At 65.3% G+C, this 14,104-nt stretch carries 16 protein-coding genes; 8 read left to right on the forward strand and 8 right to left on the reverse strand.

What is annotated here, in order from left to right; all coding sequences use genetic code 11:
- Positions 1–112: 112 nt before the first annotated feature.
- Positions 113–967 (forward strand): helix-turn-helix domain-containing protein, encoded by an 855-nt coding sequence (locus tag I8J29_RS15955; RefSeq protein WP_208848532.1) that lies wholly within the window; start codon positions 113–115, stop codon positions 965–967.
- A gap of 23 nt (positions 968–990) precedes the next feature.
- On the opposite strand, the gene I8J29_RS15960 is transcribed toward I8J29_RS15955, so the two are convergent.
- Together I8J29_RS15960 and I8J29_RS15965 are read right to left on the reverse strand one after the other, a co-directional pair.
- Positions 991–1,458, reverse strand: coding sequence for a hypothetical protein (locus I8J29_RS15960; protein ID WP_208848533.1), 468 nt, complete (start codon positions 1,456–1,458; stop codon positions 991–993).
- A gap of 203 nt (positions 1,459–1,661) precedes the next feature.
- Positions 1,662–2,171 (reverse strand): CcdC protein domain-containing protein, encoded by a 510-nt coding sequence (locus I8J29_RS15965; protein ID WP_208848534.1) that lies wholly within the window; start codon positions 2,169–2,171, stop codon positions 1,662–1,664.
- 248 nt (positions 2,172–2,419) lie between these two features.
- On the opposite strand from I8J29_RS15965, the gene I8J29_RS15970 reads away from it, so the two are divergent.
- Positions 2,420–3,607: a sensor histidine kinase gene (locus I8J29_RS15970; protein WP_208848535.1), complete on the forward strand. Its 1,188-nt coding sequence runs from the start codon at positions 2,420–2,422 to the stop codon at positions 3,605–3,607.
- Positions 3,588–4,262, forward strand: a complete 675-nt coding sequence (locus I8J29_RS15975; protein WP_208848536.1) for a response regulator — start codon at positions 3,588–3,590, stop codon at positions 4,260–4,262. Before I8J29_RS15970 ends, I8J29_RS15975 begins: the two co-directional genes overlap by 20 nt.
- Positions 4,263–4,518: 256 nt before the next feature.
- On the opposite strand, the gene I8J29_RS15980 is transcribed toward I8J29_RS15975, so the two are convergent.
- A complete protein-coding gene (locus tag I8J29_RS15980) occupies positions 4,519–4,851 on the reverse strand; it encodes a DUF3221 domain-containing protein (RefSeq protein ID WP_208848537.1) in 333 nt (110 codons plus the stop codon).
- A gap of 322 nt (positions 4,852–5,173) precedes the next feature.
- On the opposite strand from I8J29_RS15980, the gene I8J29_RS15985 reads away from it, so the two are divergent.
- Positions 5,174–6,226 (forward strand): LLM class flavin-dependent oxidoreductase, encoded by a 1,053-nt coding sequence (locus tag I8J29_RS15985; RefSeq protein ID WP_208848555.1) that lies wholly within the window; start codon positions 5,174–5,176, stop codon positions 6,224–6,226.
- A gap of 138 nt (positions 6,227–6,364) precedes the next feature.
- On the opposite strand, the gene I8J29_RS15990 is transcribed toward I8J29_RS15985, so the two are convergent.
- From I8J29_RS15990 to I8J29_RS16000, 3 genes are all read right to left on the reverse strand, one after another.
- A complete protein-coding gene (locus tag I8J29_RS15990) occupies positions 6,365–6,541 on the reverse strand; it encodes a hypothetical protein (RefSeq protein ID WP_208848538.1) in 177 nt (58 codons plus the stop codon).
- A 515-nt stretch (positions 6,542–7,056) separates the two neighbouring features.
- On the reverse strand, positions 7,057–8,319 hold the full coding sequence (locus I8J29_RS15995; RefSeq protein ID WP_208848539.1) for a TIGR03943 family putative permease subunit: 1,263 nt from the start codon (positions 8,317–8,319) through the stop codon (positions 7,057–7,059).
- A 13-nt stretch (positions 8,320–8,332) separates the two neighbouring features.
- A complete protein-coding gene (locus I8J29_RS16000; protein ID WP_208848540.1) occupies positions 8,333–9,496 on the reverse strand; it encodes a permease in 1,164 nt (387 codons plus the stop codon).
- A 352-nt stretch (positions 9,497–9,848) separates the two neighbouring features.
- Between I8J29_RS16000 and I8J29_RS16005 the strand changes: the two genes are divergently transcribed.
- From I8J29_RS16005 to I8J29_RS16015, 3 genes are all read left to right on the forward strand, one after another.
- Entirely contained in the window at positions 9,849–10,835 is a 987-nt protein-coding gene (locus I8J29_RS16005; RefSeq protein WP_208848541.1) for a metal ABC transporter solute-binding protein, Zn/Mn family, read from the forward strand.
- A gap of 40 nt (positions 10,836–10,875) precedes the next feature.
- A complete protein-coding gene (locus tag I8J29_RS16010) occupies positions 10,876–11,736 on the forward strand; it encodes a metal ABC transporter ATP-binding protein (RefSeq protein WP_208848542.1) in 861 nt (286 codons plus the stop codon).
- A gap of 104 nt (positions 11,737–11,840) precedes the next feature.
- Positions 11,841–12,686, forward strand: coding sequence for a metal ABC transporter permease (locus I8J29_RS16015; protein ID WP_208848543.1), 846 nt, complete (start codon positions 11,841–11,843; stop codon positions 12,684–12,686).
- 90 nt (positions 12,687–12,776) lie between these two features.
- Here I8J29_RS16015 and I8J29_RS34215 read toward each other — a convergent pair whose 3' ends face one another.
- Positions 12,777–12,905, reverse strand: a complete 129-nt coding sequence (locus I8J29_RS34215) for a hypothetical protein (RefSeq protein ID WP_276316293.1) — start codon at positions 12,903–12,905, stop codon at positions 12,777–12,779.
- 14 nt (positions 12,906–12,919) lie between these two features.
- On the reverse strand, positions 12,920–13,390 hold the full coding sequence (locus I8J29_RS16020) for a DinB family protein (protein ID WP_208848544.1): 471 nt from the start codon (positions 13,388–13,390) through the stop codon (positions 12,920–12,922).
- 402 nt (positions 13,391–13,792) lie between these two features.
- Between I8J29_RS16020 and I8J29_RS16025 the strand changes: the two genes are divergently transcribed.
- A partial coding sequence (locus tag I8J29_RS16025; protein ID WP_208848545.1) for an SWIM zinc finger family protein occupies positions 13,793–14,104 on the forward strand: 312 nt, incomplete at its 3' end.

Below are 14,104 nucleotides of genomic sequence, written 5' to 3' on the forward strand. Positions count from 1 at the left end.
TGACAACGCCGATTTGACCGATCGCAACCTGTCCGGCGATAAGCGACAGCTGGCGGGAGACTTCATATGCCCGTATACTAGAGGAAAATCGGCCGAAAGGAGCGGCAACCCAATGTTCCGATTCACTTCTCCGCCCATGCCGCATTACATCGCGTCGGGGCAGGACACGTACCCGGCCGGCGGCGGCCACGCGGCCCGGACCGGCATCGGCGTGTTCGACCTGCTCGCGACGACGCGCGGCTGCCTGTACCTCGAGGAGGAAGGCTTGCCGCTGCCGGTGCCCGCCGGCGGCTTCGCCATCCTGCGCCCGGACCGCTCCCACCGGACGCGGAAGCCGTGCGACGCGGAAACGCATTTTTATTGGCTGCATTTTCAGACGCTGGGGAGCTGGAGCGAGGTCACGGAGCGGGAGCCCTACGCGGCGACGGACGATTCCGCGCCGTACCTGCAAATCGAGACGTTCGTCTACCATGTGCCGCGCGCGGGCGAGCTGCCCGTCAAGGAGGAAGCGTACGCCTGGCTCGAGGAGCTGATGCGGCTGCAGGCGACGCCCGGGGCGGGCGCCCGGTTCCGGCAGCAGGGGATGTTCCAGCAGCTGCTGGAGCGGCTGCAGGAGGAAGGCGGCGCGTCCGCCAAGGACCCGCAGCTCGCGCTGGCGGACGAGGCCGCCGCGTACCTGCGGCGCAGCTACCGGGAGCCGATCAGCTATAAGGCGCTGGCGGAGCAGCTGCATTTTCACCCCAATTACATCGCGCTCTGCATGAAGAAGGCGTTCGGCTGCACGCCGCTCGATTACTTGACCCGCTACCGGATCGAACAGGCGAAGCAGCTGCTCATCCACACCGGCGAGCCGATCGGCAAAATCGCGGAGGACACCGGGTTCATCACGTTCTCGTACTTCGTCCGCTGCTTCGGCAAGCATACGGGGACGCGGCCGAAGGCGTTCCGCCAGCGGTATCGGACGTGAGGGCGGTGCGCCCGCGGCATCCGCTAGAAGCTGCTCCCGCACATGACGCGGTTCCAGGCCGCGAGCGCAGGGATCGAGCCCGGCGCGCGCCCCGCCGGCGTCACGGCGCATACCTGGCGGGGCTTGCCGCCCGGTCCGAAGGTGAGAATCGCTTCCGTTTCGAGCGTTCGCCCGTTCAGCTCCCACGTAAGCCGCGCATGCCCCGTGTTGTACCCGCCGTCATCGTATTCTGCGCTGACCTGCCGGTACGCGGCAAGGCGCAGTCCCATTCGGCGGACCTCCGCCAGGCCTCGTTCCCGTTCCGGCGCGCGCTCGGACGCATCGGCCGCCCTTGCCGCCGCTTGATAGCGCTGGCCTTGGACGTGCTTCAAAAAGGCCGCCGTCCGCCGCTCCGCGGCATGCCCGTCCCAACGAACGGCCGCCCCGTAAACCGCAAGCAACAGCGCATATCCGGCTACCGCGGTCAATCCGATGATGATGCCGATTTTCATTCGCGCATACCTCCGAGAGGGAGTCACGGCTCCCGTTTGTCCTCAGCGTACCCGAGCGGTTAACGGCGCAAACCAAAAACCGCATGAAAGACCATGCGGTTAATCTTGAGAAGCGTTAATTATTGGCGGCGCTGAATGCTGCGAATGCCGGCCCAGTGCGATTTCACCATAGACTCCCACACCCTTCTATACCTAAGCCCCGCTTACCGCGTACGAACCGGAGCGCCTTTGCCCTGCCGCAGCAGCAGCGCATAATAAACGATGTAGTAAGCGAACATGATCAGCATGAGCCCGGACGCCCAGCCGCTTCCGCCCGCGGCGAAGCTCGCGCCGCGCCAGCCGCCGTCGCCGGAAGCCGTCGTCATCTCGTAGACCCGGTACCCCAAGCGCCCGATGAACAGCACGGTCACGATGCCGCCGATCCACGCGTTGCCTTTATAGTACAAATCCGCCCCGCGCCGCTCGTACGTCGTCATGGCCGCGCCGGCGATGCCGAGCGCCGCGCCGATCAGAATGCCCAGGATATCCGAGACGACGCCGACCGCGCTGAACCCGCCCTCCGCCAAAAAAATCGCGCCGACCGCCGCCAGCAGGAGCATCCGCGTCCCCATCCTGCCCGGCCGAATCGCGCTCCACGAGAAGTTGCCCTTCACCCTGCGAACGATCCGATACCCCACGAAACCAACCAACACTAAAATGATAAGCTGCTGCACTGCTGCCGCCTCCTCGTCTAATCGCTGCCGAACTTGGTACCATCATAGCCCGAACCGGCTTGTCCGCTCGACCGCCGACGGATAGAACCCGGCGAAGCCGCGCCTCTATCCACGGATAGAGACAGCCGTCGGCGGTCGTGGACCGCATTGCGTTCCGGCTTGCGGCGCGGCTACAATGAACGTATCGGATCGCGTACGTACGATTACGGCCGGCGCAAGAATGCGCGGCGAACGGGGGCGACACGCATATGGACTTGCAGGACCGGCGCTTCGTCATCCGCGCGGCCGCCGTCACGGTATTCATCGCCCTGCTGATGCACCTGAACGGATTCTTCTCGGGTTCGCCCGTCAAAATCGCGCTGAACGTCCTCATCTGGGCGACGTTCGTCAGCCGGTTCGTCCTGCGGGCGTTCTGGCAGCCCCGCGCGATGTCGATCGCGTTCGTCGGACTGGTCGCGCTGGAGACCGCGACGGGCATCATCTGGTTCAAGGAAAACGTCCTGATTTATTTTCTCGCGGCGATCGTGGTCACGACGGCCATCCGACTGTTTCTCGGCCCGAAGCGCGTGCCGCTGCTCGCCGCGATGATCGCGGTCACCTTGCTGTATACGGCGTTCGGGGAAGTGAACCTGACCAGCTTCGCCTCGTTCGTCATCATCGCGGCCTTCTTCTATGTCAACGTGCGGAGCCGCCGCGAGCGCGACAGCGCATACGAGGCGAACAAGCGGCATTTGGCGGAATTGCAGGAGGCGTACGCCCATCTGCAGGAGGCTTCCGCGGCGTCGATGCGCAACGCGGTGCTGGACGAACGCGCGCGGATCGCCCGCGACATCCACGACGCGGTCGGGCACAGCCTGACCTCGCTGATCGTGCAAATGCAGGCGCTGCGCTACATGATCGCGAAGGACCCGGCGCAGGCGGAGCAGTCGCTGTCCGGCATGCTGGACGTGGCCCGGCAAGGGCTGCAGGACATCCGGACGTCGGTTCACGCGCTCGCGGACGATCGGGCCGTGTCCGGCTTGGCGCCGCTTCGGGCGCTGCTCGCCCGGATGGAGGCGACGGCCGGCGTCGGCTACGCGTTTCGGTCGGAGCTGGCGGAGGACGAAGCTGGGGAAGCGGGCGGCGCGCTGCTCTTCAGCGTGCTGCAGGAGGCGATCACCAACCTTGTCCGCCACTCCGGAGCGACGCGCGCCGACGTGCGGTTGTATCGCGAGAACGGACGGATCGTCCTGCTTGTCCGGGACGACGGCCGGGCGGGGACGGACGGCGGCGTGCGGGAGGGCTTCGGGCTGAAAACGATGCGGGCGCGGCTCGAGGAACAGGGCGGCCGGCTGACGTGGCGAGCGGCGGAGCCGCACGGGTTCGAGATCAAAGCGGAGCTGCCGGACGGCTCCGGCGACGAAACGGAGGATCGCGATGACGACGACGGACGGTAAAATCAAGGTGCTGCTGGCGGACGACCAGAAGATGATCCGGCAGGGCTTCGGCTACGTCATCGGCCTGCAGGACGACATGACGCTCGCGGGCGAAGCGGCCGACGGGCGGGAAGCGGTCGCGCAGGCGCTCGCGCTGCGGCCGGACATCATCCTGATGGACATCCAGATGCCGCAGATGACGGGAATCGAGGCCGCGAAGGCGATTTTGCGGCAGCTGCCGAACGTGAAAATCGTCGTGCTGACGACGTTCAACGACCCGGATTACATTTACGAGGTCATCCGCGCGGGCGCCGTCGGCTACCTGCTGAAGGACGCGGACGTGGAGGATATGCTCGAAGCGGTCCGCTCCGCGCATCGCGGCGAAGCGGTGTACCGGACGGACCTCGCGGCGGGCGCGCTGTCCCGGGCGGTGTCGTCCGCCTGCCTCGTGCCGGACGCGGGCGCGGCGCCCCCGCTGCCGGAGCCGCTGACGGAGCGGGAGCGGGAGATTTTGCAGGAGATGGCGTACGGCCTGCGCAACGACCGCATCGCTCAAAAGCTGTTCATCACCGAAGGCACGGTCAAGTCCCACGTGCACCGGATCTTGCAGAAATTCGGCTGCGAGGACCGGACGCAGGTCGTCGTGGCGGCGCTGCGGCACGGAATGGTGAAGTAGGGCCGCTTGCGTTGCGCGATCACCTCGCCAAACCTTCGATAAAAGCCTCCGAACCCCGTTCCTGACGCGGAGTTCGGAGGCTCTTTGCAGCTGTGGGCGCCTGTCGGCCGCGGATTGCAGAACAACGGCGCGATTTCGGATTGTAGTTACGGGCGCCTGTCGGCCGCGGATTGCAGGACAGCGGCGCGATTTCGGATTGTAGTTGCGCGCCTGTCGGCCGCGGATTGCAGAACAGCGGCGCGACTTCGGATATGCGTTACGGTTCGGCTAGCTCGACCTTTTTCCCATCCATGATGGCCGGGTAAGAATCGTCGGACACTCCGGTCGTCCGTACGCGGACTTTGTCCCCCGCCTTGAACTTGCTCGCGCCGCCGTAGTTCAACTCCACCGCGTTCGGCGCCGCCTTCTCCAGCAGCTCGTTCAGCGATAGCGTCCCGACGTCCTCCTTGGACACGCCCCAGACGATCAGCAGCCGCTTCTTCTCGACTTTGGCGACGTACCCGTGCAGGTCGAATTCACCGCCGCCCGAGCACCCCGCCGATGGCAGAACCAAAAATACCGCCAACAACAGCAATAAGCACGCGCGCATGCCATCTCCCCCTTTGCTCTCCAGACGCCGGGTTCGGCTGGAAAGTTTCGGAATCCCGCTATTTCTCTGCGTTGGAGAACCATACTAAAAGGAAAGGTCCGCACACGGTTTTGCGGTCTCGCGCCATATTTCTTTGATAGCGAGAGATGCCCGCGCGTTCTTCCTGCCGCCGCCACGGGCCGCTTTGGAAAACAGTCGGGCTGAAGGGCCGATATCCAACTTTCCAATTCGAAATTTACTTACTATTCTTGAGAAACTTTCCGATATTTCGTACACTGGAGAAAATGGAGGGGGCACTCACATGGCAGAATTGGCAAAACCGATGGAAATCGGGATCAGTACGTTTTTGGAAACGACGCCGGACCCCGAGACGGGCGCGGTGATCAGCCACGCCGAGCGGCTGCGCCGGGCGGTGGAAGAGATCGTCGTCGCCGATCGCGCCGGCCTGGACGTGTACGGCATCGGCGAGCATCACCGCCCCGATTACGCGGGTACCGCCCCGGCCGTCGTCCTGGCGGCGGCCGCCGGCTTGACGCGGCGCATCCGGTTGACGAGCGCCGTAACCGTGCTGTCCTCGGACGATCCGGTACGGGTCTACCAGTCGTTCGCGACGCTGGACGGCCTCTCGAACGGACGGGCGGAAATCATGGCCGGCCGCGGCTCGTTCATCGAATCGTTCCCGCTGTTCGGGTACAGCCTCGAGGATTACGACGAACTGTTCGAGGAGAAGCTGGAGCTGCTGCTCCAGATCCGGGCCTCGGAAAAAGTGACCTGGCGCGGCGGACACCGCCCGGCGATTCAAAACCTCGGCGTCTACCCGCGCTCCGTCCAAGATCCGCTCCCGGTCTGGATCGCGAGCGGCGGCAATGCGCAGTCGGCCGTTCGCGCGGGGCTGCTCGGCCTGCCGATCGCGTTCGCGATCATCGGCGGCATGCCGGAGAAATTCGCGCCGCTCGTCGACTTGTACAAGCGGGCGGCCGCGCAGGCGGGACACGATCCGGAGAAGCTGCCGGTCGCGACGCATTCGCACGGCTTCGTCGGCGACGACAAGGAGGCGACGGCCGAGCTGTTCTTCAAGCCGACGCAGGCGCAGATGAACAAAATCGGCAGCGAGCGCGGCTGGAACCAGCCGTACACGCGCGCCACGTACGATGACGCGCGCAGCCTTCGCGGCGCCCTCTACCTCGGCGACCCCGCGTACGTCGCGGAGAAGATCGTCCTGCTGCGCAAGAACCTCGGCATCACGCGCTTCTTCCTGCACGTGAACGTCGGCACGATGCCGCACAAGGACGTGCTGCGCGCCATCGAGCTGCTCGGCACGAAGGTGAAGCCGCTCGTGCTGCAAGAGCTGGCGCGAATCGAAGGCACGAAGTAAACGGCGAAAAGGCTAGTCCGCTATGTTGCGGGCTAGCCTTTTTGGAATTGCCGGCGGCGAGAACGGTACCTCGTACCGCTCTTGCGGCGATTTCGGCCAGTTTGGCCTCATGTACCGTACCTCGTACCGCTCTTGAGGTCATTTCGCCGATTTCGGGCTCATGTACCGTACCTCATACCGCTCTTGCGCCGATTTCGCCAATTTCGGATTCATGTACCGTACCTCGTACCGTTCTTGCGCCGATTTCGCCAATTTCGGCTTCATGTACCGTACCTCGTACCGCTCTTGCGGCGATTTCGCCGATTTCGGCCTCATGTACCGTACCTCATGCCGCTCTTGCAGCGATTTCGGCTAGTTCGGCTTCATTTACCGTACCTCATACCGTTCTTGCGGCGAATTCGCCAATTTTGGCCTCATGTACCGTACCTCATACCGCTCTATTTCGCCGATTTCGGCCTCATGTACCGTACCTCGTACCGCTCTTGCGGCGATTTCTGCGATTTCGGCTTCATGTACCATACCTCGTACCGCTCTTGCCACGATTTCGCCGATTTCGGCCTCATGTACCGTACTTCGTACCGCTCTTTCGCCGATTTCGGCTAGTTCGGCTTCATGTACCGTACCTCATACCGCTCTTGCGACGATTTCGGCCAGTTTGGCCCCATGTACCGTACCTCGTACCGTTCTTGCGCCGATTTCGGCCAGTTTGGCCCCATGTACCGTACCTCATACCGCTCTTGCGACGATTTCGCCGATTTCGGCCTCATGTACCGTAACTCATACCGTTCTTGCGGCGAATTCTGCGACTCTGTTCCTAGCCCGTTCCCCGTTCACCCGGCCAGCTTCGACAAATCCCCGACGTACGGGTACACGTACGGATCCTTCGGCGCCGCGATCTTCGCGACGCTTGCGGCTTTGATACGCAGGATCGTGTTGCCGCCGTAGACCGTTTTCCCGATCTCGCCTTTCACGCGCACCCACGTATCGGCTTTGAGGCCGGTTCCCGCGCCTTCCACGAGAAACCCGTACGGCACCGCGTCGGCCGAGCAGCAGGTCATCGCGAGCCGCGACACGATGAATTGGTCCGGCTTCATGTCCGGCTCCCGGTAGACGAAGCCGCTCACGTCGAGCGTCTTGCCCTGAAAATTGTCCATGTACATGCTGAGCGTCGTCGCCTTTTCCAAAAAGCCCTCCGCCCGCACCGAAATCAGGTCCTGTCCGTACAGCCGCATGCCCAGCGCCGCCAAGTCGGCGCCGTATTCGTCGTGCGGGAACCGCTTCGCCAGCTGCGCATCGTCGCCGGCAGCCGCCTCCGCTTGACCGGTCGCCGGGCCGGCGCCCGCGTCCGGCGCAGCCGACCTGCCGGCCGACTCCCCGGCTCCGTTCTCCGCTTGGCCGGACGCGTCGCCGTCACCGGCCGAGCCGGCGCCGGCCGGAGTCGCCGAGCCAACGCCGCTCCGCTCCGCAGCAGCCGCAGCATCCGCCGACTTCCCGGCCCCTGCCTCCGCTCGCCCGGGCGCCGCCCCGGCGTCCGCCGAATCGGCCGCCTGCCCCGCCGCGCCCGCATGGCCGGCGGCGGAACCGACGCCTCCGCTTGCAGCCGAGGGCGCCTCGCCCGCCGCCGGAGAAGCCCCGGCCCGCGCGGCCCCCGCCGCCGGAGATGCCGCCGGCGCCTTCACCCGGCTCACGGCCCCGGCGGCGTCGAGGCGCATGCCTTTCACGGCCGCGACGTCGCTGCCCATCGCCTTGTCCGGCAGCGCGAAGCCGAACGCGAGCGGCGCGGCGAACAGCGCGTACAGCACGGCGTTGCGCCAGATCGACCGGGCCGGCGGATGCTCGCAGCCGCAGTCGCCGGCTCCTTCCTCCGCCCAGCCGAACCGCAGCCGCAGCGCCTCATATACAAAATATACCGCCAGCACGAACAGACCCAGCGCGGCCAGTTTAACGTACAGCATGGTTCGCGGCGCGATGTAATACTGCAGCCGGCCGCTCTTCGCGAGATGCGCGATATAGACGGCAAACCCGCCGAGCAGCAGTCCCCGGAAGCCGTAGTGCCAGGCAAGCCGGCGGTCCTCCCGAATCGCGTTCAACATGCGTTCCTCCTCTCTACGCGAGCCCGGACAGCCTTGCGAACAGCAAGGATCCGGCCAAAGTCAACCCGAACACGAGCAGCGTCAGCAGCAGCACGAACCGGGCTCTGAAGGCGGTCAGCAGCATGAGCGTCCCTTTCACGTTCATCATCGGACCGAAGACGAGCATGGCGATCAGCGCCCCCGCCGGAAACGTCCCGGCGAACGACGACGCCACGAACGCGTCCGACGTCGAACAGAGCGAGAGCACGAAGCCGAACGCCATCATGAACATGTGGGCGCCCGCGCCGCTTTGGCCGATGCCGGCCAGCTCCGCCCGGGGCAAAAACGCCTGCGCCGCGGCGGCGACGGCCGCGCCGAAGATCAGGTAGCCGCCCATGCCGAACAGCTCCCCGCCGGCGTGATGAAGCACGGCGAAGAATTTGTTTCCGTTCCCATGGCCGTGCCCGCGGCTTGCGCCCTGCGAATGATCGCGATGATGCGTTCGATGCGCCGGATGCTTTTGATGAGCAGAATGATGCGGGGCAGGCTGCGAGCGGTCATGATGATGGTCATGAGCGTGAACTTGAGGACGGGCGGAAGCCGGCCCCGGCACCGGCGCGGAAGCGGCCGGGGAGCCGCCTCGCAGCTGATCGCCCCGCACGAAGAAATAAACGAACAAGCCTGCCGCCAAGCCGACCGTCAAAGCCAGTCCCATCCGGCCGGCCAGCATCTCGGGCCGCGTCCGGAACGCCGCGTGCGTCGCGCCGTAGACGATGGGATTGACGATCGGCCCGACCAGGATGAACGCCGTGCCGGCATAGAGCGGCATGCCCTTGGCGATGAGCCGGCGCACGATCGGAATGAGGCCGCACTCGCAGACGGGGAAGACGGCGCCGAGCAGGCAGGCGGCCGCGATGCCGAGCAGCGGATGGCGGGGAATCGCCCGCCGGATCCAGCCCTCGGGGAGAAAGACGTGCATGAGCGAGGAGACGAATACGCTGAGCAGAATGAACGGCAGCGCCTCGAGCACGATGCCGACGAACATCGTTTTGAACGCGTTCAAGCCGGCCCAATCGGGGACGCGCCATCCGCGCAGCAGCTCGGGCTTCAGGAACAGGACGAGCAGGAAGCCGAACAGGAACCCGAACGCCAGATTGACCCGCCGGGACGAGCGCGGCCCGGACGTTTCCGCATCCATCTACGGTCACCTCCTTCGTTTCGTATCGATTGTCGGCGCTGTCGACGCTGTCGGCGCTGTCGACGCTGTCGGCGCTGTCGGCGCTGTCAGCGCTGTCGGTGCTCCGGGACACCTTCGTTCGCGGCACCGGTTGCCGGCAGACACACCGCGCTTCTAAATTGTAAATATTACTAATACGATTCTACTATAGCAAGCTTTTCCGAAGCGCGTCAAACGGTTTGGCGCCTTTTCGGCGCGATTTTATTTGTAAACTTTACGAAAAGGCATTGACGTCCGAAAGTCGCCGCGCCTATAATGGCGTCATGTCTTTAAATCGTAAATATTACAAATAAGGAACGGAGAGAGAATAAGAATGAACAAACGTCTGATTCACAAGCAAGCCATGAAAAGGGGCGCCGCGGCGGCCCTGCTGGGTTCCCTTCTCGTGCTGGCCAGCGGCTGCGGAGCCGGCGGCGATAACGCGAACGGCAGCGGCAACGCAACCAACAGCTCCAACGCAGCAGGCGGCAACGGCGCGACCGGCGGAGGCGCGGCGGACGCCGGCAAAATCCGCATCGTGGCGGCGGAGAACTTTTACGGCGAGGTCGCGGAGGCGGTCGGCGGCGCGTACGTCGACGTGACGTCCCTGCTGACGAGCCCGGACGCCGACCCGCACGACTACGAGCCGACGCCGGACGCGTCCAAGGCGGTCGACGAGGCGTCCGTCGTGATTTTCAACGGCATCGGCTACGACGAATGGGCGCAGAAGCTGATCGACGCCTCCGGCAAGGCCGCGGACAAGACGGTCATCCGGGTCGCGAGCGACGTCATGGCGCGGAAGGACGGCGACAACGAGCACGTGTGGTACAACCCGGACACGATGGGCAAATACGCGGATTATTTGGCCGACCGGCTCGGCCGGCTGGATCCGGACCATAAGACGGACTACGCGAATCAGGCTTCCGATTACAAGCAGTCGCTGGCGCCGCTGACCGAGGCGGTCGCGTCGCTCAAGCAGGCGGAGCCGCTGCCGGTCGCCGTCTCCGAGCCCGTGTTCGATTACATGGCGCAGGCGCTGAACCTCCGCATCACGGACGATAAGTTCAAAATGGCCGCCGAAGAAGAAACCGACCCGGCCCCGCAGGACATCGCGCGGCTCCAGGACGAGATCAAGGGGAAGGAAATCGCGTTCTTCGTCAACAACGTGCAGGCTACCAGCCCGACCGTGCAAAACCTCGTCGACCTCGCCGGGCAAAGCGGCGTCCCGGTCGTCGAGGTGACCGAAACGCTGCCCGCCGGCAAGGACTACGTCGCGTGGATGACGGACATTCTGAGCCAAGTCCAAGCCGCGCTGGACTGATTCCCGGCTTCGGCCGATTACGCACGAAGGAGGAACCGACATGAACCCCTTGGCCGTCAACGCGCCCTATCCCGCACCCGCTCCGCCTGCCGCCCCGCCCTCGCCCTTGGCGGGCGGCGCAGGCGGCGCCGCGCTCGCGGTCCGGCAGCTCGCCGTGCATTTGGACGGCAGGCCGATCCTGAACGATCTCTCGTTCCATGTGAACCCGGGCGAATTTCTGGGCATTCTGGGCCCGAACGGCGCCGGCAAAACGACGCTCTTCCGCGCCCTGCTCGGCCTCGTCAAGCCGCAGGCGGGCAGCATCGTGCTCCCCCGGCCGGCGGAAGCCGGTCAAACGGCGGTCGGCTACGTCCCGCAGTCGCGGCAGATCGACCCGGAGCTGCCGATGCATGCCTGGGACTTCGTTTGTCTCGGCCTGCCGCACGCCATCCGGCCCTGGCTGAACCGCGCGGATAAGCGCGCCGTGCAAGAGGCGCTGGAGCTGACCGGAGCCGCGCGGCTCGCCCGCCAGTCCGTCGGCCGGCTGTCTGGCGGCGAACGCCAGCGGATCTATCTGGCGCAGGCGCTCGTCCGCAATCCGCGGCTGCTCCTGCTCGACGAGCCGACGTCCAACCTGGACCCCGGCGCGCAGGAGGACATGGCCGCCGTCATCGACCGCGTCCGCCGCGAGCGCAGCGCCGCCGTGCTGCTGATCAGCCACGACGTGAACCTCGTGAACCGCTACGCCGACCGGATTTTGTACCTCACGCCGCGCCGTCATGCGGTCGGCACCGTCGACGAGGTGATGCGGACCGAGGTGCTGCAGCGGCTGTACGGCGGCAAGGTCGACGTCCTGCGCGCCGACGGCAAGCTGCTCGTGACCATTACCGGCGAGCCGGCCGCCGGCATTTGCCGGCATTAACCGTTTGTACCGGTGAATGCTGCATTCCCTGGCCTTCGCCGGTGAACGCAAACCAATCGCCTTTGCCGCCATTAACTTGTAACGCCGCGAAGAGGAGGAGTACCATGCTTCATTATGCGTTCATGCAGCACGCGCTGCTGGCGGGCACGCTCGTCGCCGTCATGGCCGGCGTCATCGGGGTGTTCGTCATTGCCCGCCAGTTATCGTTCATCGCCCATACGTTCTCGCATATCGGCTTCTCCGGGGCGGCCTTCTCCGTGTACGCGGGGTGGAATCCCATCGGCGGGCTGCTGCTGTTCTCGGTCGCGAGCGCCTTCGCCATCGGCGGCCTCGGCGTCAAAGTGTTCCGGCGGGAAGTGACGATCAGCGTCGTGCTGAGCCTGTTCCTCGGCCTCGGCCTGCTCTTCCTCTCGCTGTCGACGAAGAAGGCGACGGCCATGACCGCGCTGCTGTTCGGCAGCGTCGTCGGCATCAGCTGGGACAACGTGCTCGAGATCGTGTATTTGTCGGCCGCCGTGCTCGCGGCGCTCGCGCTTCTGTATAAGCCGCTGAAATTCGACTCGTTCGACCCCGCCGGCGCCCAAGCGGCGCGGCTCCCGGTCCGCCTCCTGTCCATCGGCTTCCTGCTGCTGCTCGCGGTCGCCGTGTCCGAGGCGATCCTCATCGTCGGCGCGCTGCTCGTGTTCACGCTGATGACCGCGCCGGCCGCGGCCGCGCGGCAGATGTCGCACGCGGTCTCCCGCATGATCGCCTGGTCCGTCGCCTTCGGCGTGATCGGCGTCTGGGGCGGCCTGGCGCTCAGCTACTACACGAACGCGCCGGTCAGCTTCTATATCACGGCGCTGGAGGCGGCGTTTTACTTCGGGGCGCTGGCTTGGCGGCGGCTCCGGGAGCGGCGCGCGGCCGCGCCGGACGCCATGCCCGGGCAAGCCGAACCCGGCGGGGCATGAATAGCGAAATGCGAAAGAAGCCGGTCCTTCCCGGAGGGAGGGACCGGCTTTTGGCATCCGTTGGCCGCACATAAGAAGCTTTCTATCTTGCTAACTATAGGAAACGAACGCGAAGCCGAAGCCGCCAGCCGCCAGCCGCGCGGCTGCCGCGGCATAGCCGTGCCCCCGCGCGTCCCGGTGCTGCGCCCGGCCGACCTCTCGTTCCCGAATTTCCGCCATCCTGCCGTCTTCGGTCAAAACAATCCCCTGCGAATCAGATTCGCCGTCACGGGGACTTTGCCGATCTCCCTCGACCAGACCGACAATTGGCCGATGTGATGAATTTCATGGGCGATGACGTGCCGCATGATTTCGCCGTGCTTGAAGGAGACGGGTTCGCCTCCCGGGGCGATCTCCGATAACACCTTGTCTTCCATCTCGCCGGTCCATGCCATGACGAACGGGCGCACCTCCTCGCGAAAGCGGGCCGACAATTCCGTCACGCGCCGCAAATCGGCGTAATTCTCGAACGGCTCCGTGAACTCCGGCTTCCCTTGCAGCACGGACAGCCAGCTGTATTCCACGTCCGCGACATGGAACAGCGTATGCAGGATACCGCCGACCCCGCCCGTCCGCCCGCGGAGCAATTCTTCTTCGGGCACGTCTTGGCACCAAGCGAACCAATCCTGCCGAACCTGCCAGTTATAGGCGAATAATTTCAACATTCGTTTAGCCTCCTGCTTCGTTTGAGATTGAAAAAAACGCAAAAAAAGACCGCGGGCAATCTGCCCGCGGCCGGAATCCGCGCGAACGCGCGATGCGTCCTAGAGGGACATCCGATCCGTAAGGGGGGCGAATTGCGACATCGATGCGATGCGATGCGATTGGTCTTCATTGCCCTCGCCTCCTTCGCCGTCGCCATCATCTTACCGAAGCGGCCGGCGGCGCGTCAACCCTGATTTTCCCATAGCCGCGCGGCGGTCCGCGCCCGCTCCCCGCCCCTTTCAAACCGCCGGACGGGAAGGTATACTTGAGCCGACGGCACTATCGCATGCAGGCACCCGGGGCATAAGAGCCCTGAAGCGAACCCCGGACCTGATCGGCAAAACCAAGGAGGCGACCGCCGCATGACCCATCCCCTCACGCTGTCCGCCATCCAATCCATGTGCGGCCGGCTTTCCTATAAGCGCGGCGAGGCCGCGTTCCGCGCCGGCAAGGTCGCGGTCACGTACTACGACGCCGCGGCCGGCCGGTGCGAGGCGACCGTCGAACAGCAGGACGCGTTCGACGTGGCGCTGCGCATCGACGAGGACGGCGACGTCGCGGCCCGCTGCAGCTGCCCGTCGCTGTCGTCCTACGATAAGTACTGCTCGCACGTCGCCGCGGTGCTGCTGCTGATCCACGACGCGCGGCAGACGGGCCGCGCGCCGGGCGCGCCC

The sequence above is a fragment of the Paenibacillus artemisiicola genome (assembly GCF_017652985.1).
GTDB classification, from domain to species: Bacteria; Bacillota; Bacilli; order Paenibacillales; family Paenibacillaceae; genus Paenibacillus_Z; species Paenibacillus_Z artemisiicola.

Bases quoted from the DNA above. Each gene is read 5' to 3' on its own strand.
- I8J29_RS15955 (WP_208848532.1), top strand. From the start codon at position 113: ATGTTCCGATTCACTTCTCCGCCCATGCCGCATTACATCGCGTCGGGG.
- I8J29_RS15960 (WP_208848533.1), bottom strand. From the start codon at position 1,458: ATGAAAATCGGCATCATCATCGGATTGACCGCGGTAGCCGGATATGCG.
- I8J29_RS15970 (WP_208848535.1), top strand. From the start codon at position 2,420: ATGGACTTGCAGGACCGGCGCTTCGTCATCCGCGCGGCCGCCGTCACG.
- I8J29_RS15975 (WP_208848536.1), top strand. From the start codon at position 3,588: ATGACGACGACGGACGGTAAAATCAAGGTGCTGCTGGCGGACGACCAG.
- I8J29_RS15980 (WP_208848537.1), bottom strand. From the start codon at position 4,851: ATGCGCGCGTGCTTATTGCTGTTGTTGGCGGTATTTTTGGTTCTGCCA.
- I8J29_RS15985 (WP_208848555.1), top strand. From the start codon at position 5,174: ATGGAAATCGGGATCAGTACGTTTTTGGAAACGACGCCGGACCCCGAG.
- I8J29_RS15990 (WP_208848538.1), bottom strand. From the start codon at position 6,541: ATGAGGCCGAAATCGGCGAAATCGCCGCAAGAGCGGTACGAGGTACGG.
- I8J29_RS15995 (WP_208848539.1), bottom strand. From the start codon at position 8,319: ATGTTGAACGCGATTCGGGAGGACCGCCGGCTTGCCTGGCACTACGGC.
- I8J29_RS16000 (WP_208848540.1), bottom strand. From the start codon at position 9,496: ATGGATGCGGAAACGTCCGGGCCGCGCTCGTCCCGGCGGGTCAATCTG.
- I8J29_RS16005 (WP_208848541.1), top strand. From the start codon at position 9,849: ATGAACAAACGTCTGATTCACAAGCAAGCCATGAAAAGGGGCGCCGCG.
- I8J29_RS16010 (WP_208848542.1), top strand. From the start codon at position 10,876: ATGAACCCCTTGGCCGTCAACGCGCCCTATCCCGCACCCGCTCCGCCT.
- I8J29_RS16015 (WP_208848543.1), top strand. From the start codon at position 11,841: ATGCTTCATTATGCGTTCATGCAGCACGCGCTGCTGGCGGGCACGCTC.
- I8J29_RS34215 (WP_276316293.1), bottom strand. From the start codon at position 12,905: ATGGCGGAAATTCGGGAACGAGAGGTCGGCCGGGCGCAGCACCGGGAC.
- I8J29_RS16020 (WP_208848544.1), bottom strand. From the start codon at position 13,390: ATGTTGAAATTATTCGCCTATAACTGGCAGGTTCGGCAGGATTGGTTC.